This is a genomic window from Rhizobium sp. WYCCWR10014, assembly GCF_001657485.1.
Classification (GTDB): Bacteria; Pseudomonadota; Alphaproteobacteria; order Rhizobiales; family Rhizobiaceae; genus Rhizobium.
Genome location: NZ_LXFU01000051.1, coordinates 445,848 through 466,144, shown reverse-complemented (window position 1 = coordinate 466,144; position 20,297 = coordinate 445,848). Strand labels below are relative to the sequence as shown.

21 protein-coding genes and 1 pseudogene are annotated in these 20,297 nt (G+C 60.0%); 7 read left to right on the top strand and 15 right to left on the bottom strand.

Annotated features, from left to right (window positions below; genetic code table 11):
- Positions 1–107: 107 nt before the first annotated feature.
- Positions 108–1,046 carry a LysR family transcriptional regulator gene (locus A6U98_RS32170; RefSeq protein ID WP_064655253.1) on the bottom strand — a complete coding sequence of 313 codons (939 nt, stop codon included), beginning with the start codon at positions 1,044–1,046 and terminating at the stop codon, positions 108–110.
- Between the two features lie 59 nt (positions 1,047–1,105).
- Between A6U98_RS32170 and A6U98_RS32165 the strand changes: the two genes are divergently transcribed.
- On the top strand, positions 1,106–2,029 hold the full coding sequence (locus A6U98_RS32165) for an SDR family NAD(P)-dependent oxidoreductase (RefSeq protein ID WP_245304594.1): 924 nt from the start codon (positions 1,106–1,108) through the stop codon (positions 2,027–2,029).
- Between the two features lie 117 nt (positions 2,030–2,146).
- On the opposite strand, the gene A6U98_RS32160 is transcribed toward A6U98_RS32165, so the two are convergent.
- The 4 genes from A6U98_RS32160 to A6U98_RS32145 all read right to left on the bottom strand — a co-directional run bounded on the left by A6U98_RS32160 (position 2,147) and on the right by A6U98_RS32145 (position 5,106).
- Positions 2,147–2,491 (bottom strand): carboxymuconolactone decarboxylase family protein, encoded by a 345-nt coding sequence (locus tag A6U98_RS32160; RefSeq protein WP_082934026.1) that lies wholly within the window; start codon positions 2,489–2,491, stop codon positions 2,147–2,149.
- 191 nt (positions 2,492–2,682) lie between these two features.
- Positions 2,683–3,705 carry a zinc-binding dehydrogenase gene (locus A6U98_RS32155; RefSeq protein WP_064655252.1) on the bottom strand — a complete coding sequence of 341 codons (1,023 nt, stop codon included), beginning with the start codon at positions 3,703–3,705 and terminating at the stop codon, positions 2,683–2,685.
- Positions 3,698–4,783 (bottom strand): Gfo/Idh/MocA family oxidoreductase, encoded by a 1,086-nt coding sequence (locus A6U98_RS32150; RefSeq protein ID WP_064655251.1) that lies wholly within the window; start codon positions 4,781–4,783, stop codon positions 3,698–3,700. Before A6U98_RS32150 ends, A6U98_RS32155 begins: the two co-directional genes overlap by 8 nt.
- Positions 4,780–5,106: a nuclear transport factor 2 family protein gene (locus A6U98_RS32145; RefSeq protein ID WP_245304590.1), complete on the bottom strand. Its 327-nt coding sequence runs from the start codon at positions 5,104–5,106 to the stop codon at positions 4,780–4,782. The genes A6U98_RS32150 and A6U98_RS32145 overlap by 4 nt, the downstream gene beginning before the upstream one ends.
- 227 nt (positions 5,107–5,333) lie before the next feature.
- On the opposite strand from A6U98_RS32145, the gene A6U98_RS32140 reads away from it, so the two are divergent.
- Positions 5,334–6,260 carry an AraC family transcriptional regulator gene (locus tag A6U98_RS32140; protein ID WP_064655249.1) on the top strand — a complete coding sequence of 309 codons (927 nt, stop codon included), beginning with the start codon at positions 5,334–5,336 and terminating at the stop codon, positions 6,258–6,260.
- 206 nt (positions 6,261–6,466) lie between these two features.
- On the opposite strand, the gene A6U98_RS32135 is transcribed toward A6U98_RS32140, so the two are convergent.
- The 9 genes from A6U98_RS32135 to A6U98_RS32095 all read right to left on the bottom strand — a co-directional run bounded on the left by A6U98_RS32135 (position 6,467) and on the right by A6U98_RS32095 (position 15,637).
- A complete protein-coding gene (locus tag A6U98_RS32135) occupies positions 6,467–6,904 on the bottom strand; it encodes a DsrE family protein (protein ID WP_064655248.1) in 438 nt (145 codons plus the stop codon).
- 122 nt (positions 6,905–7,026) lie between these two features.
- Positions 7,027–7,992, bottom strand: coding sequence for an MBL fold metallo-hydrolase (locus tag A6U98_RS32130; RefSeq protein WP_064655247.1), 966 nt, complete (start codon positions 7,990–7,992; stop codon positions 7,027–7,029).
- Between the two features lie 92 nt (positions 7,993–8,084).
- A complete protein-coding gene (locus A6U98_RS32125; protein ID WP_064655362.1) occupies positions 8,085–8,909 on the bottom strand; it encodes an alpha/beta hydrolase in 825 nt (274 codons plus the stop codon).
- 250 nt (positions 8,910–9,159) lie between these two features.
- On the bottom strand, positions 9,160–9,459 hold the full coding sequence (locus A6U98_RS32120; RefSeq protein WP_064655246.1) for a tautomerase family protein: 300 nt from the start codon (positions 9,457–9,459) through the stop codon (positions 9,160–9,162).
- A 32-nt stretch (positions 9,460–9,491) separates the two neighbouring features.
- Positions 9,492–10,496 carry a zinc-dependent alcohol dehydrogenase family protein gene (locus A6U98_RS32115; RefSeq protein ID WP_156667916.1) on the bottom strand — a complete coding sequence of 335 codons (1,005 nt, stop codon included), beginning with the start codon at positions 10,494–10,496 and terminating at the stop codon, positions 9,492–9,494.
- Positions 10,497–10,635: 139 nt separating this feature from the next.
- Complete coding sequence (locus A6U98_RS32110; protein ID WP_064655245.1) at positions 10,636–13,503, bottom strand: winged helix-turn-helix domain-containing protein; 2,868 nt, start codon at positions 13,501–13,503, stop codon at positions 10,636–10,638.
- A gap of 224 nt (positions 13,504–13,727) precedes the next feature.
- Positions 13,728–14,696: an SDR family NAD(P)-dependent oxidoreductase gene (locus A6U98_RS32105; protein ID WP_064655244.1), complete on the bottom strand. Its 969-nt coding sequence runs from the start codon at positions 14,694–14,696 to the stop codon at positions 13,728–13,730.
- Positions 14,697–15,069: 373 nt separating this feature from the next.
- Complete coding sequence (locus tag A6U98_RS32100) at positions 15,070–15,306, bottom strand: hypothetical protein (protein ID WP_064655243.1); 237 nt, start codon at positions 15,304–15,306, stop codon at positions 15,070–15,072.
- Between the two features lie 148 nt (positions 15,307–15,454).
- On the bottom strand, positions 15,455–15,637 hold the full coding sequence (locus A6U98_RS32095) for a DUF3606 domain-containing protein (RefSeq protein ID WP_064655360.1): 183 nt from the start codon (positions 15,635–15,637) through the stop codon (positions 15,455–15,457).
- 73 nt (positions 15,638–15,710) lie between these two features.
- Here A6U98_RS32095 and A6U98_RS36985 point away from each other — a divergent pair, with 73 nt between their 5' ends.
- The 4 genes and pseudogenes from A6U98_RS36985 (at position 15,711) to A6U98_RS32080 (ending at position 17,977) form a co-directional block, all read left to right on the top strand.
- Positions 15,711–15,914 carry a hypothetical protein gene (locus tag A6U98_RS36985; RefSeq protein ID WP_156667915.1) on the top strand — a complete coding sequence of 68 codons (204 nt, stop codon included), beginning with the start codon at positions 15,711–15,713 and terminating at the stop codon, positions 15,912–15,914.
- Positions 15,915–15,975: 61 nt separating this feature from the next.
- Positions 15,976–16,884, top strand: a complete 909-nt coding sequence (locus tag A6U98_RS32090; protein ID WP_064655242.1) for a Ku protein — start codon at positions 15,976–15,978, stop codon at positions 16,882–16,884.
- Between the two features lie 11 nt (positions 16,885–16,895).
- On the top strand, positions 16,896–17,708 hold the full coding sequence (locus A6U98_RS32085; RefSeq protein WP_064655241.1) for a Ku protein: 813 nt from the start codon (positions 16,896–16,898) through the stop codon (positions 17,706–17,708).
- Positions 17,709–17,712: 4 nt separating this feature from the next.
- Positions 17,713–17,977 (top strand): annotated as a pseudogene (locus A6U98_RS32080) (hypothetical protein).
- Positions 17,978–18,687: 710 nt separating this feature from the next.
- Here A6U98_RS32080 and A6U98_RS32075 read toward each other — a convergent pair.
- Positions 18,688–19,578 carry a LysR family transcriptional regulator gene (locus A6U98_RS32075; protein ID WP_064655240.1) on the bottom strand — a complete coding sequence of 297 codons (891 nt, stop codon included), beginning with the start codon at positions 19,576–19,578 and terminating at the stop codon, positions 18,688–18,690.
- A gap of 357 nt (positions 19,579–19,935) precedes the next feature.
- Between A6U98_RS32075 and A6U98_RS32070 the strand changes: the two genes are divergently transcribed.
- A complete protein-coding gene (locus A6U98_RS32070; RefSeq protein WP_064655239.1) occupies positions 19,936–20,193 on the top strand; it encodes an Arc family DNA-binding protein in 258 nt (85 codons plus the stop codon).
- The last annotated feature ends 104 nt before the right edge of the window (positions 20,194–20,297 follow it).

Below are 20,297 nucleotides of genomic sequence, written 5' to 3'. Positions count from 1 at the left end.
CCGCATGCGCGCGATCTATCCCGGCGGGTCCGGATTTAGTTCGTCTTGGCGGACGGTCGATGGTGGAAACCCTGCGTGCGAGAGTCCGATCAACGGGAAGAAGCGGATCATCGTGCTTGCTTTCTATCCCGCAGGAACGAAACGAAGGCCCGCATGGAGGCACTGAGATGGCGGTGTCTCGGGTAGTAGAGATGCAGGCCTGGATAAGGCGGCGTCCATTCTCCCAGCAGTTCGACCAAGGCTCCAGTTTCAAGAGCGGCGGAGGCCATCCACTTCGTCACATAAGCCAGGCCGTAACCATGGACTGCCGCTGCCAGAATTAGCCTTGAATTGTCGAGCACGAGGCCGCCAGCCGTCTCGACGACGAGTGCCTCTCCTCGCCTTTCGAACTCCCAACGGTACATGCCGCCTCCCGGCATACGAAGCTGGATGCAACGTTGGCCCCTCAGCTCGGCCGGTGATCGCAACGGGGGACGGCCCGCAAGATATGACGGTGCGGCGACGACGATATGCTGCTGCATCGGCCCGACCGGAATTGCCACCATGTCCTCCGAGATAATCTCGCTGGAGCGGATACCGCAATCGAACCCGTTTTCGGCGATGTCCACGAGTCGGCGCTCGCTGACGATCTCGACGCGCACGTCGGGAAACGCCGCCATGAATTCAAGCACCAACGGTGCCAGCACCTGCTCCGCAGCCGCCGCATCCGCGTTGATCCGCAACGTACCGGAGGGCTTGGAAGTGAATTCGCCCAGTTCGTCCGCGGCGTCGGCGATCTCAACAAGTGCCGGTCGAAGTCGGGCGAAGAAACGCTTACCTGCGTCAGTGAGCGATACGTTGCGGGTCGAGCGATGGAAGAGCTGCACATTGAGGCGGCTCTCCAAGCTCGCGACACTGTGGCTGAGAGCGGAAGGGCTAATGCCGCTTCGTCGAGCGGCCGCGCGGAATCCGCCGTACTCCGCAACCGCTGCGAAGGCCGCCAGCTCCGCCGGCGACAACGCGCCGACCGTTCGAATTCTCTCAGCATGCCGTTCTGTGTTGTCCATCTAATCAGCACAATGAAGAACAGCTACTTCAAACACAACCCCTCAGGAAAGGAACTATGATGTCCCAGCAAATTCCATTCGGCTTTACCTCGACCGCATCGGAGGTGCTCGCCGGTGTCGACCTGTCCGGCAAGACCATGATCGTAACCGGCGGGGCCAGCGGCATCGGCATCGAAACGGTAAAGAGCCTAGCCGCAGCCGGTGCGTCGGTAACCATTGCAGCGAGGCGCGTTGACGCCGCGGAAGAAGTCGCAAAGGGCTTGAGGAAGGAGACTGGTAACTCGAAGATCGAAGTCCGCCCACTCGATGTCGCCGACTTGAATTCTGTACAAAAGTTCGTCGACGACTGGGACAAACCGATCCACGCCCTTGTCAACAATGCGGGCATCATGATGGTGCCGGAGCTGGAACGAACCGCGGAAGGCTGCGAGTTGCAGTTCGGCACGAACTTCCTCGGCCACTTCGCGTTGACGATGGGGCTGCGTCGCCAGCTTGCCGCCGCCAATGGAGCACGCGTCGTATCCGTCAGTTCGACCGGCAGCCTCTTCGGCCCGGTCATTTGGGATGATCCGCATTTTCATTTCACCCAGTACAACCCGCTTCTAGGTTATGCCCAGTCGAAGACTGCGTGCATACTGCTGTCGGTTGGCATCAAGGAGCGCTGGGCGTCCGACGGCATCGTCTCGAACGCCCTTAATCCAGGCGCCATCGCGACAAACCTCCAGCGGCACACCGGCGGCCTGAAGACGCCCGAGCATCTTCGCAAGAACCCTCAGCAAGGCGCCGCGACATCCGTGCTGCTAGCCGCCTCGCCGCTTGTTGAGGGCGTCAACGGTCGATATTTCGACAACTGCCAGGAGGCCGCTCTGATCGCCCGCCGACCGGACGGGAAGCTGGAAGGTGTTGCGCCTTACGCGCTCGACAGCGCCAATGCGGACCGGCTTTGGGAGATGGCATTGCGCATCGTGGGAGAGCCGAAATGAGCGAGATCTTCATCGGGCCCGAAGGCCGCAAGGCGGCCTCCGGGCGTGCCTGAGCGTGGACAGCGTCCCTCACCCAAATGCGGATTTCCTGGCTAACCCTCGATCTACCGCCAGCGTTCATGAAGCCTTTGATTTGACAGCATCCATCACCCGCGTGGAATAAACGAGTCCTGCCCCAGCGTTGACACCAATCGCCGTCCCGAGCGCCTCGGCGATCTCCTCCCGCGTGGCGCCCGCTTTAAGCGCGGCCTCGGTGTGCACAACGATACACCCATCGCAGCGCAACGAGACCGCAGCCGCTAGAGCGATCAGTTCGTTGACCTTGGTACCCAGCAGATTGGTTTTACGCGCCGCTCCGCCGATCGCCTGATAGCCCCTGATCACATCCGGACTCAGTACGGCAATTTCGGCTACTCCCGCCAGCACCTGCTGGTGATAGGCATTCCAATCGATCATAGACATCACATATCCTCACGATTTCAAGAGTTTAGACCGCAGTAAACCGCAGCGCGTGAAGGCGCGCTCCGCGTACTCAAGCAACCGCAGGGCATCACCGCTGTGCTGCCTCTGGGCTCAGCTCGAATCTTGTCGTCGATCGTCAGCGGCCTCTGGTATCGCCTTGGTGCCAGAGCCAACCTCTCCCAACGATGGCATCATATTTTCAACACCACTCGCCCCAAAGTTTCCCCGTCCTCCAGTGCCCTCTGGGCATCACCCACCCCGTCGAATGAAACAACTCGGTCGATATGGGCACGCAGCGTGCCCTGGTCGGCCCTCTCGGATATCTCGTCCAGAACGCGGATTTGTCTCAGTCTACGCTGGTGGTCGCGAGCGATCTGCGGCAGGCCGATATTGACGAACGAGATGTCCAGGTTTCGCCATTCCGCGAACCCGTTTCCTCCGCTCGGCCAGTTCGAGACCACGGTGTTCACGAGGCGGCCATACGGCGCAACGTGGCCGAAGCTCCGCGCGAAGTTGTCATGTCCGACAAAGTCGAACACAACATCGGCTCCCTCCTTGCCACTCCAGGACTTCAGTGCCGAGCCGACGTCTTCCATCCGATAACGGATTGCCAGGTCGGCACCCAGCTTCAGCGCGAGGTCGGCTTTTGCCTCACTTGAAACCGTAGTAGCCGTACGCGCCCCGATGGCCGAAAGGTACTGTATAGCGATGTGGCCGAGTCCGCCCGCTCCCCCGTGCACCAGCACGTGATCGCCGGGCTTGACCATCCCCTTGTCGAAGACGGCTTCCCACGCGGTCAGGCCGACTACAGGGAGCGCGGCAGCCTGCACGAAATCGAGGTTCTTCGGCTTTCGCGCAACATATGCCCCCTGTACCACCTTGTATTCCGCGTAGCTGCCCGGGTTGCCGGGATAGCCGCCATCGATGTACCATACTTCGTCTCCGATCGAGACGTTGTCGACAGCGTCGCCGATATCCTCAACAACGCCGACGCCGTCGATGCCGAGAATTGTCGGCGATCCGGCGTCCGCATTTGGATCGGGCCTCTGTCCACTCTTTCTATTCTGCCAATCGGCCGGATTAATCCCGGCCGCGACGACTTTGATGAGAACATCCTGAGGTCTCTCGATTTTCGCCTTCGCTATGTCCCGCACCTGCAGGACTTCAGGTCCGCCGGGGGCGTCCAGCACCAACGCACGCATCTTCTCAGACATTGCGCCATACCCCTCCACTCTGTTCGACCGCGTTGACCAGCCGATGCAGGTTGACGGCGCTTTGGAACGTCGGGCTTTGGCGCGTGCCGGACTGTTTGTCGGCGGCAAAGAGTTGGTAGAGTTTCTTTACGTTGCCGATCAGGACATTCTCTTCCGGCCCGAAGTCGCCTGGAACGGGGATTGGATGCAGGTTCTCGCCCGCTCGTGCACCAGAAAGGTTGAACCCGCCAACGCCCACGTAGCCGACCGGGCTGGTCAGGAGCAAGTCTCCCTTGCTCCCGTTGATCTCCATATGAAAATTCGTCGCGCGCGAAAGGCCGCCGCGGAAATGGCTTATCACAAGAGCGCCCGATTCAAGCCTGCCGCTAAAGGCGATCTGGTCTGCGACCGTGAGCGGAACAATCTCGCGGCTCTCCGCTATTCTGATAGTGGGCCGCCGAGTTGACAGCGTCCCTGAAACGCTGAGGAACTCAGACCCCAGCGCGAACCCAAGAGCGTCCATTGTATGCGCGAACGGCACGTGGAGCATGCTCGCCCCTTTGGATGGATCCAGGGTGTACCGGAAGGCTTCCTCGATTTCCTCGCCCCAGGTGATCCCGGAGCCGATAACGGAGGCCGAGAGAACCTCGCCAACATACCCGTCGCCTACGAGCTGTCGAACGTGCCAGATGGCCGGGTTGGCGCGGGTCTGGAGACCGATCATCGTCAAGACACCCGTGGCAGCGGCAAGCTCGTTCATTGCTTCCGCATCCCGGACGTTCATGCCGAGAGGCCATTCGGAAAACACTGATTTCCCGGCCTCGAGGGCGGCGGTGACCAACTTGAGATGCTCCGGGACCCTGACTGTAACGACGACGAGATCCACTTCGGGGTGGTTCACGAGCTCCTCGGTCGATGAGACAGCGTGGTCGAACCCGAACTTCTGGGCCGCTGCCTGTGCGACTTCAATCCGGCTGTGGCTTAGCGCCGAAAGCCGGAACTGCGGCAGCTCCTGAAGAGCGGGAACATGGGCGGTAGATGCCCAGCCACGGTCGGGGTGCACCCCGATGATGCCAACTCTGATTGGTGCTTGGGTCATTGGACGCGCTCCTTGGGCTTGATTTCAAGAATGGTGCGACGGAGGGCGAGCTTCGCAATGCGCCACTGTCCATCCGCCAGCTCCCACGTTTCGTGGTAGTGTCCGTAGCCGTGCATGCTGGCCGGACGTGTTTCGTCATCCTCGGGGAAGACGAGGTAATCCTCCATGGACCAGATCGCCGTGACCTGGTGGGCGGACACTCGTTCCAGTTCGGCGTTGTGGACCTGGTGGATCGTACGGGCGCCCTCAAGATAGCGGGCGGTTGCCGCGACGAAGTCGCCGACAGAATTGAACGCAGCGACTGTGCTTCCTTCTGGGTCCATGAAGCGTGCTTCTGGCTCGGTCGAGAACAGCTTCCCGAACTCACCCAGCGTTTGGTGTCAATGTATCGGCAATACCGGGCCTTCTCGACCCCGATCGCTTCGAATGCCTCTATGTCGCTATGCATTTGCAATCTCCGTTAGGGTGTCTACATAAGTCGCCCGTTCCGGACGTTTGAGATTGGTTAGTCTCTGTTTGTTGTCGGATCGTCCAACTTTGGCGAGGCAACATGGACGCGCTTTCGAAAATCTTCGCTGCCCCCCGCATCAGGGAGGCGAAGTTCACCCGTCTGGAGGCAAGCGCACCCTGGGGGATCGTTTCCCCCGGCGAGCCAGTGGTGAAGTTCGTACATGTCGTTAGCGGCTCGGCTGTATTGACCACGCCCGGCCAGGCCCTGCCCACACGGCTGGAAAGCGGTGACGTCTTCATCCTGCTGGCGGACGCCGCGTACCAAATTTTCGACGACGAACGTTCGGTGCTCATCGACTGCGTCGACGTCGAGCGAGCCCGCGTGGGCAACGGTATCAAGTTCGGCGGCGGCGGAGCGACAACGATATTCATCAGCGGATCCTTCGAGATGGAGCCGCTCGGGCGCAATTACGCCCTCGACGTGCTTCCGCCGTTTCTGCATCTGACGAAAGGCGCTGGACGAACCGAGAGTTTCGCGACCATCCTGAACATGCTTGCTCTTGAAACCTCCGTTCCTGGTCTGGGCGCAGACGCAGCGGTGGCCCGACTATTCGAGCTTCTGTTTATCCATGCGCTTCGAGCCTACGTGGGCGATGACAGGCACCAGAAGCGCGGTTGGTTGGCCGCTGCGTCCGATGACCGACTAAAATTCGCTATCGAGGCCATCCATGCCGATCCCGCAAAGGACTGGACCGTCGATTCCCTTGCCAGAGCGGCGGGCATGTCGCGGTCCGCTTTCGCCGCGCGTTTCAAAAACGTTCTTGGCCAGACTCCGCTGGAATACATGACCTCCTGGCGAGTCTACTGCGCTTCTTCGCTTCTCCTCACATCCCCAGCGCCGATATCGGAAATCGCCCACAAGACCGGATACGCATCCGATGCCGCATTCAATAAGGTGTTCAAGCGCGTAACCGGATACACGCCGGGCATGTTCAAGCGGGTGAATGAAACCCGCGAGGCGCGCTGACTAGCGATGACAACAGACGCACCGGCGGCGGCAAGAGCTGCCATCGTCTCGGTACCGATCCCGCTTGCGCCTCCGATCACGATCATTGTCCTTCCACGGAGATCAATACCCTTCAGGACATCGGAGGCCGTCGAATGGAAACCAAATGGCATTTGGAGCATGGCACTCTCCTGGGCGTTCGTTCGGCAGGACAGGGAATCGGAAGGTCACTCGGTGATCTTGACGAATCCTTGCTGGACGAGCTGGATCGTCCGCGCCATGGCGTCGAGATTGATCTTGATGCGGGGCAGAAGATCGGCGTTGCCCCAGCCGTTCACCTTCGCCGTCGCTCCGCAAAGCTCGACTTTGACACCGATGTCGATGAGGTCCGCGACCAACTTTTTGTAGGGGTTGCCAGTGGCGATGTTCCGCGACGCATTGTAGGCCTCATCGCCTAGCGTGACGTGGCCGGCGTTGGTGTGGAACACCACGATCACTTCAGATGCCGCTTTCCAATTCGCGATGTCAGTCGTGATCAACTGAAGATGGAACAGAGAGGCGGGCAAGTCGCCCTCGAACTCCAGCCCTCCGATGCTGTGGACTGACTTCACTTCTCGCAGTTCGACAGGGATATCGATTACGAGCTCGCTTTTTTCATCCGGCATGTTCGTCTCCTTAGAGATTACTGGTTGCGAATAGGTCCGGGGCGCCAATTGGCGGCGCCCCGGAGGCGCGCGAGGGAGCGGTGGGAGGAGCGCGCCTGTGGGCTTAGTTAGATCGCGGCACCCTAGACGCCGGCGTAGACCAGCCTTGTGAAGAAGGCGGGGTCAATCACGAACTGACCCCACTTCTCGTCGAACGCCGCCGTCGACTTTGCCTCGACCACTTCGTCGAGGGAGCGTCCCTGGCGCTTGAGTTTTGCCACGTTCTCGCGGATGGCGACCAGCATGTCGCGGAAGTCACGCAACTCGGCGCGGTTGCTCACGGGGTTTCCATGTCCCGGAATGATGATGGTCTTGTCTGTGGACGCGGCGAGGTTCGCTTCAGATGCCGCGATCATTCCGTCGATGCTTCCGCCTGTCGAGTGATCGATGAATGGATAGATGCCGTTCCAGTATGTATCGCCCACATGGAGGACATCCGCCTCGCCGAACATCACGGAGATGTCGCCGTCCGTGTGGGCCGGGCCGTAATATTTCAGATCGAGAGTGTTACCGTTGAGTTTGAGCGTATGCTCCTTCGAGAATACATGCTGGGGGACGCCGCTCCGCGCCAGCGGGAGAAAATTGTAGTCCCAGTCCTCCACACGTTGGACCTGCGAAAGATACTTGCGGGTCTTCTCATGCGCGATGATCTTTGCACCGTCCGAGCCGATCCACGGGTTTCCATCCGCGTGGTCGAAATGCCAATGGGTGTTGATCAAGTGGGATACGGGATCCGGCGAGATGTCGGATAGCGCCTTGGTCATCTGTTTCTGCGAGACACTGATCCCGGCGTCGACCATGACGAGGCCATCCTTGCCTTCCAACACCGCGATGTTGCCGCCCGATCCTTCGAGGATGGTGATGCCATTCCTGAGCTTGTGGGTTGAGATGGAGGACTTCGCGGCGCTGTCCTTTATGAGGCTCACCAAGCCGCGCGCCTCCGCGTAGGCCTCGCGGGGGCTCAACCATCCCCCTGTGGCGGCAAATCCCGCCGCGCCAATGCAGCAGAGGCAAAATCCACGGCGTGAGAGCATGTGATCGGATTTCATGACATACCTTTCCGCAGCCGGACTCGAACGAGCCGACGGCTTTCGAACTGGAGTTGGAGAGGTCGAGGCGCGCCTTGCGGCCTGCCCGGCCGTCAAGCCTTGATGAAGGACAAGAGATCGGCGTTGATCACGTCGGCGTGCGTCGTGAACATCCCATGCGGGTAGCCGTCGTAGACCTTGAGCTTCCCGTTCTTGAGCAACTTCACCGACAGCTCCGCGGAGTCGGCGATGGGAACCACCTGGTCGTCGCTGCCGTGCATCACGAGCACGGGGACGTCGATGACCTTGAGGTCTTCCGTGAAATCAGTCTCAGAGAAGACCTTGATGCATTCGTAATGTGCATTCGCTCCGCCCATCATGCCCTGTCGCCACCAGTTGCGGATAGTGCCTTCCGAGACGGTCGCACCGGGGCGGTTAAAGCCATAGAACGGTCCGCTCGCGATATCGAGGTAGAGCTGCGCGCGGTTCGCGGCCAATGCCGCCCTGTAGCCGTCGAACACCTCGATCGGAAGTCCGCCCGGATTCTTGTCGGACTTGACCATGACCGGAGGGATTGCGGAAATGAGAACCGCTTTCGCGACCCGGCTCTTCCCATGTCTCGCCACATATCTGGTGACTTCGCCGCCGCCCGTCGAATGTCCGATGTGGACGGCGTCGCGAAGGTCGAGAGCCTCGGCCAGTGCCGCTACATCGGCGGCGTACGTATCCATGTCGTTGCCACCGGAAGTCTGGCTCGAGCGGCCATGGCCTCTACGGTCGTGTGCGATGACGCGGTATCCTTTCGCAAGGAAAAAGAGCATCTGGTTGTCCCAGTCGTCGGCGCTGAGTGGCCAGCCGTGGTGGAATACGATCGGCTGGCCGGAACCCCAATCCTTGTAGAAAATCTGCGCGCCGTCTTTCGTAGTAATGCTGCTCATGGTCTCACTCCCGGTTTCGATGTTCGCATTGATCAGATTTGAAGAGGCCGTGGCAGCAAGTGCCTGCATCGGCACTACGGCGAGTGCCGTGGCGGCCGTTCCCAGTAGGACCTCCCGTCTCGTCACAGCAGGTATCGGAAAATGTTCTCTCGAAGTCATGGTCCTGTCCCTTTTTCAACCGGATGGCTCTGCGCGGACGGAGGTTTTCCATCCGCTTTCTGTGTTCGCCCCGGCTCAAATTGCAGGGCGGTCAGCCAACGACCGGCGCGGCCGCGGCCCACTCCTTGCGTGTCGTTGGATGGCCATCGATCGTCTCGACGATGTCTTTCGATTTCGAAAGGGTGGTCATCAGGGACTTCGGCCCCTCGAACGGCCTGCCGCCGATGTGCCAGCCATCCGTGTGCAGTTCCTCGATCAGGACCCAGACGACCTCGCGGAAGGCCTCCGAGCCTTCGAACTTGACCATGACATCGGTCAGCGCCTTGGCCATGGCGTGCTTTTCCTCAGGCGTGAAGACGCCGTCGACGAGCTTTACGTTTACGAATGGCATAGCTTTTTCCTTGGCTGGGGTGAGACGCCCTCCTACGGGGCGACGTCGATGACGATCTTTCCGTTGGCGGTGTGGTTTTCGATTTCGGCATAGGCTTCGCCGACAGTCTCGAAGCTATAGCGGCGCGGGTCGAGGAGAGGAGCGATCTTCGCGGCCTCGGCAAGGCGCTTTGCCTCGCGCAGGATTGCCCCGTGATGCGCGCGGCCCTCTCCGGTCAGGATCGGCAGAAGCGTGAACACGCCCGAGTAGCTTGCCGCCCGGAAGGATAGCGGCCCGAGCGAATGGGTGCCCCATCCGAGGCAACTGACGACGTGACCGAACCTGCTCACGGCGTTGAACGCGGTATCAATCCCTGCCCCGCCGACGGTATCATAGACGACATCGAAGCCGCGTCCGCCCGTGTGGTCCTTCACGTACTCCTCGACGGTCGTCTGATGGCGGTCGATCGCGGTCGCGCACAGCTCTTCGATCTGCCTCTGCTTCGAGCCCTTGTCTATAGCGAAGACCTCGGCTCCGAAGGCGCGTGCGATCTGGATTGCTATGTGACCGACGCCGCCCGCACCGATTACGAGTACCTTTTGCCGTGCCTGCACCGCTGCGCGATCAACCAACCCTTCCCAGGCGGTTATGAATACCAGGGGCAGTGCCGCGGCCTCGCGCATGGTGAGGTTGGTTGGCTTGGGAGCCAGAAGATCGGCATCGACCGAGACGAAAGTCGCCAATGAACCCTGCAGGCCACCAACGCCGCCAGTCAAGCCGAAAACCTCGTCCCGCGGCTTGAACGCGGTGACGCCAGGACCCACTGCCTCGACGACCCCGGCTAAGTCCATTCCAAGGATGGCGGGTAACGGGTGGCGGGCGTGCGGAGCCTGTCCGCTCTTGATCTTGAGATCGAGCGGGTTGACGCTGCTCGCCTTGACGCGGACGAGAACCTCCCCCGCCGCGGGAGCAGGACAGACCATGCGGGTCCGGACAAGGTCCGAGTTAGTCTCTGTGAGGACGAGTGCGTCCATTTCGGTAGGCGTGGTGGTCATCATCGGTCCGCCCTTCATGCGTTGCCGACAATCCGGCGACGGACACAAGATGGCAGAACACGACGGCCACCAGCCAGTGAATCGCCGTGAATTCTTGTGTAACGGTCAAGCAGGCGCCCGCGCAACGGCAAGCAAGTCCCGGTCAGGACAGTTCGGCCAGTATCGCCTTCGCCGCGCGCAGGTCCGCGGTATCGAAACCTTCGATGAAACGTTCATAGACCGTCGCCAGAAGGTCGCGCGCTTTAGTTCTTTCGTCCCGCCCCGCGACCGCTTGAGAAAGGCTCACGGCCGCTCTCAATTCCAAGGAAAGTGCGTCCTGATGTCGTGCCAGTTCCAAGGAATGGAGATAGCAGTGCTCGGCTTCGTCGCCATGTCCGCACCCAGCAAGGATTTCACCTTTCAGACGATAGAGCTCCGTAATGTACCAGAGCTCGTCCTTTTCCTCGCTTGCGGCAATGGCTGCCTCCACTAGAGCCCGCGCTTCGGCGTGCTCGCCGAGCGAGGCGAGACCCTCGGCCAGGAAGCAGACAAATCTGACGTTGTAAAGGTTGAAAAGCTTGACCTGCCGCAGTTCGTCCAGCCCGCTGCGCAGAAGCGCAACGCCTTTTTCGGGATGTCCCCGCTGGATCAGCAGGGCCGCTTTCCAGCAGCGGCCGAAGACCTCCCAAGGACCAAGGCCGTTCAGTTTGGCCAAATCAAGCAGCTCTGTGATCGCGCAATCGGCCGCCGTGAGGTCCCCAACATGAACCAGTATTGGACATGACCATCGGGCCAATGCTTCGCAAAGCGAAATCGCGTGGCCGGAGGTGCGTGCCGCTTCCACGGCGGCATCGGCGGCGCGCACGGCCTGATCAGGTAGGCCCTGCATCCACAGGAGCTGAGCGGGCTGTATTCGCGCCGAAACGGACTGACCAAATCTGAACCGGACGTACCCGCCGGGGGGAAGCTCGGTCGAGACATCGTGCTCCAGCATGAGATCGGCGTGGCGACGGGCACCCCGGAAATCTCCCATGCAGAAGAGCGTCATGCTCAGCATGCGGTCGCCGATAAACCTGTCGAGGCTGTTACGAGCAAGCCTCACGAACCGCTCGGCATTGTCGCGCGATGCCCGATATTCGCCCATACCCACCTGCGCGATCCACAAGCCCCACAGGGCTTCTGCCTGCGCGTCGACATCGCCCAGCTCTTCGGCAATCTCCAGTGCCTTTGCGAACGCGGCAGGAGCCTGTGGAGCGAACCCGACCTTGAAGGCCTGCGAGAGACCGAGCGCCCTATAGAGCTGCATGACCTGACGGCCGCGCCCATCCCGCTTTTCCCCTGGGTCGAAGGCAAGGAGTGCGCGGCGCACACACGTCAGGCACTCATCGACCAGCGACAATTGATACCAGAGCGGAATGGCCGAGACAGTGACGCCGACCCCTACCTCGGCGTCGCCGTTGTCGGAATACGCCCAGTCGAGGACGTGGCGGACGTTGTTGATTTGTGCCCCATACTTGAGCAGCCAATCCTCGCTTGACAGGGTTTCCACTTCCTCTGCCGAATGCTCGAGGGTCGCACACAGATATCTCGCAAGGCGCCGGACGACGAGGCTTACCTCCCCTTCCTCCTGCAATTTGCTTGCAGCGAAGGCACGTGTCGTATCGAGCAGTCGGTATCGTGCCGCCTTGCCGTGCGTATCAACAGCTAAAAGGGACTTCGCCACGAGTTGCGCGAGTTGCCCCGGTACATCGCGTTCGATTGCGAGTGGATCGAAAGCAACGGCTGCCGCTGCCTCCCGCCCGAATTCACCAGCGAACACGGCCAGCCCTCGCAACACCGCCTGCTCCTCGCGCGAAAGCGCACCGTAGCTCCAGTCGATCATGGCAGCAAGCGTCTGGTGCCGTGGAAGCGCGGTGCGCCGTCCACCCGTCAGCAATCGTAGCCGATCGTTCAAAAGCTCCGCTATTCCTCGGGTGCCAAATGCCTCGACCCGACCGGCAGCGAGCTCGATTGCCAGGGCAATTCCGTCGAGCTGACGGCATATGTGGGTGACAATCGGAGCTTCGTCGTCATCGAACGTGAACTCACTTCCGGACGAAGTTGCCCGGTCCACAAAAAGGCGGATGGCGGAAAATGCCAAGGCATCGGCAGCCGTAAGGCCCGAGCCAAGCGGGGGCATATCGAGAGCGGGAAGCCTGTAGACGCTTTCCCCCTCCACCCTCAATGCCTCTCGGCTGGTAGCCAGAATGCCGATACCCGGAGCCTCCCGGAGCAGGATCTCCGCTAGTCCTGCGACGGCCTCCAGAACGAGTTCGCAACTGTCGAACACCAGAAGCATACGCTTGTCACGCAGGTGGGCGGTCAACAGGGAAACGGTATCGCCCGTAATCTTCGGGAGCCGAAGCTGTGATGCAAGGACGGAGGGAAGCGACGAAGGATTCCCGAGCGGTGCCAGATCCAGGAAGCACACGCCATGCTCATACGACGAAGAGAGCTCTTCCGCCACACGGATGCCGACCGTTGTCTTTCCGATCCCGCCAGGACCGACAATGGATACAAGACGAGACCGTTGAACCCGTCCTTCAAGAATTTCGATTGCCTCCTCCCTTCCGATCGGTCGCGTCAGTTGCCTTGGGAGATTGTTCGGAGCTGCATCCCCGGCAGGCCCATTCGGCAGTTCAAGATGGAAAATTGGAGCGACGAACCGATAGCCCCGCGAAGGCACGGCGGCAATGTAGCGCGCGGTTGAGTGGTCTTCGCCGAGTGCCCTACGAAGCACTGCGATCTGCGCTCTCAGATTCGATTCCTCAACTATGGTATTCGGCCAGGCCCTCGCGATCAGTTCGTCCTTCGTCAGGAGTTCGCCAGGCCGCTCGGTCAGCGCGATGAGGATTTCGAGCGCCCGCGAGCCGACTGCCACCGGCTCCTGGTCTTTGACAAGGAGGTGACGCCCCGGGTACAGCCGGAATTCGCCGAAGGATGTCGCTAAATTCGGCGCAGCGGTTGCGTTAAGTAGTGCATTCCCTTCCATTCTGATCTGCCCTGACAACGGAGCGGCGCCGGCTTGAACACCGAGTAATGCCGCGCATTCTGATCGAACCAGTAGAGTTCCAGGATGACATCACAATACAAACATCGCTTGAAAAATGTAGGGTAACGGCGCAGCGGGCCGTCCATCTTCCTTTTATGGTGATCAGTACATGCCCATGCCGCCGTCAAGCACCAAAAGGCCCAGCGAGATACAACACTGTGCCTTCACGTTATTACAATATCTAAACCCGTCAACATCGCGCTCATTTGCCACAAGATTTCGGCCCTCTCCGGGTCGATCGCATACGGCCGCACCCCGAAGGGGCTATCGGTCTGAACGGACGCGATATCGCAGTTCTCGCAGTAGACCCCGCCTGATGAACTCAGCGCCGGGGAAGTTGCGCACCAGACTGACGTCGCCGCCCCCTGCTCCGGGGTTTTCTTATCCATCGTCGGATCGATCACGGGAGTCCCATCCGCTTCGAGCGCGCCGAAGGCGTCGAACTCGGATCGGGATAGATGGCGAATACCGGGGGTGACAATCATTCCGGGATGGACAGAAAAGGCACGAACGCCATGCCCACGCCCGCGCCTGTCGAGCGATACCGCGAAGAGAGCATTCGCTGTCTTGGATTGGCCGTAGGCCATCCACTTGTCGTAGGGACGGCGCGCGAAATCGATATCTTCGAGATCGACATCGGACATCTGATGGCCCCGGGACGACAGGACGACCACTCTGGATTTCCCGGCGGCGAGCAATGCTGGCCATAGCCGCACGGTGAGCTCATAGTGTCCAAGGTAATTGATCGAGAAATGGCCCTCCCTACCACGTTTGTCGCGAAAGAGCGGCTGTGCCATTATTCCTGCGTTTAGAACCAGAATGTCGAGCCGACCCTGGTGCTCAAGGAAGGTTTTAGCAAAGGCTTTAACCGATGCCTGATCCGCGAGGTCGAGCGGCCATACCTCAATCCCGCCGATCCCGTTCAATGCCGTGCGGGCGGCGACGGGGTCAAGAGCCGAAACATGTACGTTCGCCCCCGACATTCGAAGCGCGCGGGCTGTCTCCAGCCCAAGACCGGACGAACCGCCGGTGACTAGCGCAACCCGCCCCGTCAGGTCCAGACCGCGAGCGACCTCCATAGCCGACGCGGCGGCCCCGAAACCGGTCAGCAGTGGTTGTTGAACTCCTTGCATTCCGCCCCCACGATTTTAATCGCGACCGACGATCGGCGCTGGGGCACCGTATCTCTCTTGCTGCTCGCTGTCGCTAAGGTGAGGTGAAACGCAACAAGGCAGTCGTTGCTGGGGCTACGTCGGCTCCCGACTTTGGGCTGGATTACCCTCAACAAATCTTCAACGCTCGCCAATTGCCGTCGCAAGATCTCGGCTCGGCGCCAGGGTACAAACCGTGAGAATAATAAAAAAGGCCGGGGCGAATTCCCAGCCCCTAGCGGGAATGTGGAACACTGTCGCAAATCGAAAGTCAGGAGTTCTGGGACGGATCACGCCGGCAGTGGATCACGTGCAGTGCGAATTCGTCGAGTTCAGCCCCGATCTGATCTGGCCCTCAATGTACTGAGCTGGAAGATGGCGCGTTTACGCGCGTGGCGGCCAGCCCGACGTAAGTGCCGATCAGAACAGTCGCCATCTCCTCTAGCGAGCGACAGCCGTCGTCGTAGAGGTCGATCGCGGCATCGCACAAAAATGACGACGCTTTGTCGTCCCACTCCACCTTGTAGTGCCGATACCATTCACGGACCGCCTTCGAAATCAGCAGGTAGTCTTTCTCTATGCACCTGGACATGCGTTACCCCAGACATGGAGGCGGCAGGCTCGCGTGGCTATGACTGCTTCCTAACGAGATAGTGACGTCACCATGATCCCAGACTAGCAAAGCCAGGACACCCACGGGACCTGCCTCGTCCGTGGACGGGACAACGCCGTTCGGCCGTCTAACGGCGACCAATCTCCGCCTCGACCTTCTTCCGTGAGTTTCCAGCGCTCTTCACGGCCTTCTTAACCGCATCTTTCGAGACGCCTTGCTTCGTTGCTTCGTACTTGACCTCGTGATCCTGGCCGCCGGCCACGCGGGCTCGATCCTGTGCGCGGCCGCGGGATGTCGGTGTCTGTGCCATCGGGGCTTCTCCTTCAAATGAACGTCCGCAGTAGAAACTCATAACGATTCCGGTGGTTCCCGCGAGATAATGGATGATGATGATGCGCTTGAAGCAGTTGCGGAATCCCCTAAGCGAGGTGCCCGGCATGGTGCTGGAGGAAGGAGGTTACTGTGGCTCTCGAACTAAACAATCTCCACCGCTTTCCACTACTGCCGGGCGCAATTCGACCAGCGAAGACGGCGGAATCAATTTGGGAGAGAAATTCCGTAAAGTATTGAAAAATGATTCGTTTTGAGTCGGAACGAATCACCCTGACACGTCTTTGAGTCGCGGATTAGTGATTCGGAGTATTTGTCATGCCGTCAGGACAGCGTGCGCAGTGGAAAGGCTTTTTGAAGTTCGGCGAGGTAAGCTGCGGCGTCGCTCTCTACACGGCGGCCTCGACTAGCGAGCGCATCACCTTCAACACCATCAACAAGGCCACGGGCAACCGCGTCAACCGCATCTTCGTAGATAGCGAGACCGAAGATCCGGTGCCGAAGGAAGCCCAGACCAAGGGCTTCGAGATCGAGAACGGCCAATACATCATCATCGATCCCGAGGAAGTTTCCGCCGCTATCCCTGAGAGCAACAAAACGCTCGAGATCGAGGCGTTCATCCCGCGCTCCGACGTCGACGACGTCTACTTCGACAAGCCGTACTACCTGACGCCCGACAAGATGGGCGGAGACGCGTTCGCGGCTCTGCGCGATGCGATGAAGAAGTCGATGGTCGCGGCCATCGCCCGTACCGTCCTATTTCGTCGAATGCGTACGGTGCTGATACGGCCGCACGGCAAGGGCCTGATCGCCAGCACGCTCAACTACGATTACGAGGTTCGTTCCTCCGAAAAGGCTTTCGAGGAGATACCCAAGCTCAAGATCCAGGGCGAGATGCTCGATCTTGCCAAGCACATCATCAGCACCAAGAAGGGCGAGTTCGATCCGGCGACCTTCGACGACCGCTACGAAGCCGCCCTTGCGGAACTGGTGAAGGCGAAGCTGGAAGGCAAGTCGCTTCCGAAGCCGAAGAAGGTGCAGGTCTCGAAGCCCAACGATCTGCTGGCCGCGCTCCGCGAGAGCGCAGGCATGATGAAAACCGCTACTGACAAACCGAAACGCACTGCCGCCAACGCCAACACTGGCACCGGGAGGCAGCGCGCCGCGCGCGGGGCGGCAGCGAAGTCCGCCACTTCAAAGGCTGCCCCGCAGCGCAAAGCGAGCTAGGGAGATAGGTCATGGCTGCGAAATATTACTGGAAAGGCTATCTCAAACTCTCCCTGGTCACCTGCCCCGTGGCTATGACCCCGGCTACGAGCGAAAGCGAGAAGGTTCGCTTCCATACGCTCAACAAGGAGACGGGCAACCGCGTCGTCTCCCGGTACATCGATTCCGTCACGGGCAAGCCCGTCGGGGACGACAACGAAGCCAAGGGCTACGCTCGCGGGGAGAATGACTACGTTATCCTCACCGAGGACGATCTGGATGCCGTTGCGCTCGACACGGTGAAGACGATCGATATCGACAAGTTCGTCCCGGCCGACAGCATCGAGTGGATCTACCTTGAGAAGCCGCACTACCTGATGCCGGACGACGCCGTCGGCAACGAGGCATTTGCGGTGATCAGGGATGCCATGAAGGCCGACAAGGTTTTCGGCGTGTCGAAGCTCGTGATGGGCCGCCGAGAGCGAGCGGTCGTCCTGGAACCGCGCGGCGAAGGCATCGTACTCTGGACGCTGCGTTTCGGCGACGAGGTTCGACCGGAGGACAATTACTTCGAAGACATCGACGAGCAGGCCGATCCGGATCTCATTCCCCTTGTGCAGCAGCTTATCAAGAAGAAGACCGCGCGTTGGTCTCCGGACATGGTGAGTGATCCAATCCAGGAGAGCCTGCTGAAGCTCATCGCTGAGAAGAAGAAGGCGCTGAAAACGAAAAGAACGGCGAAGGGGAAAGCTGCCGAGGCCGCTCCGAAGTCGAATGTGGTCAGCATCATGGACGCGCTCCGGAAGAGCGTCGAGGCAGATCTTAAAGGTAGGAAGTCAGGGTAGTCACATGCACTTGCTGGAAACGAAGATTGTTCACGAGACAACCGGATGGCGGGTAGACTTTGTCGGCGACGACGGCGAAGCGGTGTCGATCAAGGTCGCGGACGGTCACGCTGCAAGCGAAGACGAGGCCATCGAGCGTGCGAAAGAGGTCATGGTTCAGTTGACGCCATATGGCACGCGTGGCGGGCGGCCGGAGCATCAACCCGTACGATGCCGCCAGCAATGGAAACTTTGACGACGACGAGCCGTTGCTGGATACTTGGCACTGATCCGCCCTGAGGGAACCCCAGCCCCTCAGCAACAAAAAGGCCGGGGCGAAAACTGCGCCGACCTTCCTCATCGAGCCAGTACATCCGTGGTCAAAAGCATTTCAGCGATGCGGCCTTGCGAGCAAAGAATTTCAGTGCTCATGCATCCTGAACAAGAAACCAGCCTAACCAGCCGGCGTGGTTAGTCTTGGGCAGCGGGTCAGTCGTTCGATAGTTCGTCGACCTCGTCGCCGGGATCGTCAGTTTGGATCCGGGTCGGCGTCGTACACAGCTCTCAGAGAGTCGACTTCCAGCGAGTCTGGTCCCATGCCCTCAATTGCACGAAAGAACGTCCCAATCAGCGTTACGCCCACGTCCCGAACGTGATGCTGATGTCACAGCACCCACATGCTCGACAACCTCACCTTCCTCGTCACTATCGCAAACCCAGCTCCCCACGCTGCGGCGTGACGTCTTGGACCTTCGCAACCATTCCCCTCGAAGCGACCGGGCGCGCTATGATAAGTCGATTGGTTTCGGCAGCCTTGCTGTTGCGCGGCGATTGAAGGGTAACGATACTAAGATCGAGGAGCGGATCCATCTCGCAGCAGATGACGCAGGGGCATGATGAGCGAGGCAGTTGCGCAGAACCGCCTGACGTCCCATCATTTGCCTGATACCCTGCCCCCGGCAAGCCGTTCCGCTTAGGCCGGCACCGCGATACCCCCGCCTCACCTGCCCGGCCGCGCCAGTGAGCGTGCGATATCGACGATGTCATCGCGCGAGGCGGTCGGATCCTCCTTGTTCCAGGCGACACCAAGCCCGATCCGGAAGTCGATGCCTCTCACCGCCTTCAGCTCGAAGGCCCGGTTCGGCAGGCCCTCGGTCCATTCCGGCGCAAAGCCGATGCCAAGGCCTGCCGAGACCAGCGACACCAGCGAATAGGTGTCGTCGCAGCTATAGGCGATATTACGGGTCAGATCGTATTCCTCGAACTTCTCGTTGAAGTACCGCTCTGTGTAGGAGAGGTTCTTGCGATTGAAGGCGATGATCTTCTCCCCGCGCAGGTCGTCGATGGCAATCTCGGTCTGCTCCGCCAGTGGGTTGGTCCTGGCCACCGCCAGCAGATAACGCTCATGGGCGATCGAGGAGAAGCGCAGCGAGCCGATGTTTTCCACCGGCCGGATGAAGCCGAGATTGATCTGGCCGTTTTCCAGGCCACGGATGATATCGCCGGTATTGCCGCTTGATATATGGATGCGGATATCCGGATACTTGCGGGCGATCTTTGAAAGAAACGCCGGCAGCACGCCGGTGGTCGCCGGATAGACGGTGCCGATCCTGATCTGCCTGATCGTCTTGCCGGCCACCGCCCTGGTGATCTCGGCACTCAGATCGACCTCGCTCAGGATCCCGACGCAGCGCTCGTGGAAGATCTCCCCTGCCCTGGTCAGTTCCACCCGCCTGGTCGAGCGGATGAACAGCGCACAGCCGAGTTCGCGCTCCAGCGCCTGCACGTGATTTGAGAGCGCCGGCTGGGCGATGCGCACCTTGGCAGCAGCCCGGCCGAAGTGCAGTTCCTCGGCCACCGCGACAAAGTAGGAGAGTTGGCGTAGTTCCATGGGAGCTACTTTCTGATCAATTCTAAAAAATGTGCGTTGCCGCTCGCTTTAATTTGCGTGCGGCCTCTTCAACAAGTTATGATCCTGCTGGAGTTATGGACTCATTAGATTCGTAGGGCAGACTGCGTTATTTACGCGGCTCCCGATCGGAACCGGCCTAAATGAACGCTGTCAGGTATCTCAGATTGCACGTCCACTCCTCGCTCACAGATCCGCCGTCTTGCAACCTTCTCTTATCGGAGCAGGACAGCAAATTCTGTACGACTACCGCAAGCAAAGCCAATGACGCACCGTGCGTCATCAATTCGATAACACACCGTGCGTCGTCTTCGCAAGGGAAAAGTGCTGAGGGGCGCGATGACTCGAGGTGACCCACATTTTCGGTTGCGAATCCCGGAAGATTTGAAACGGGAAATCGAGACTGCCGCACGCGCTAACTCACGGACCATCACATCTGAGGTTGTTTATCGCCTTGAACAGTCATTCGCCCGAAGTTCAACTTACCAGGGAAGTCTGGTAGAGGAGATTGAGGCTATTCGAGTGAGGCTGGCCTACGTGCAAGACCTGCTTGAAAAGCAGGAGTTGAGTACCCGCAGCCAAAATCGGGATGCCTAAATCAACGCTTAAGCAGCCGTCTACTCCGGCGCGGGAGAAATTGCATAGCGTTCCTCGATAAGGCTTGGAATCCAGGTCTCGCAGGCGGGCTATTTCAGACCGGC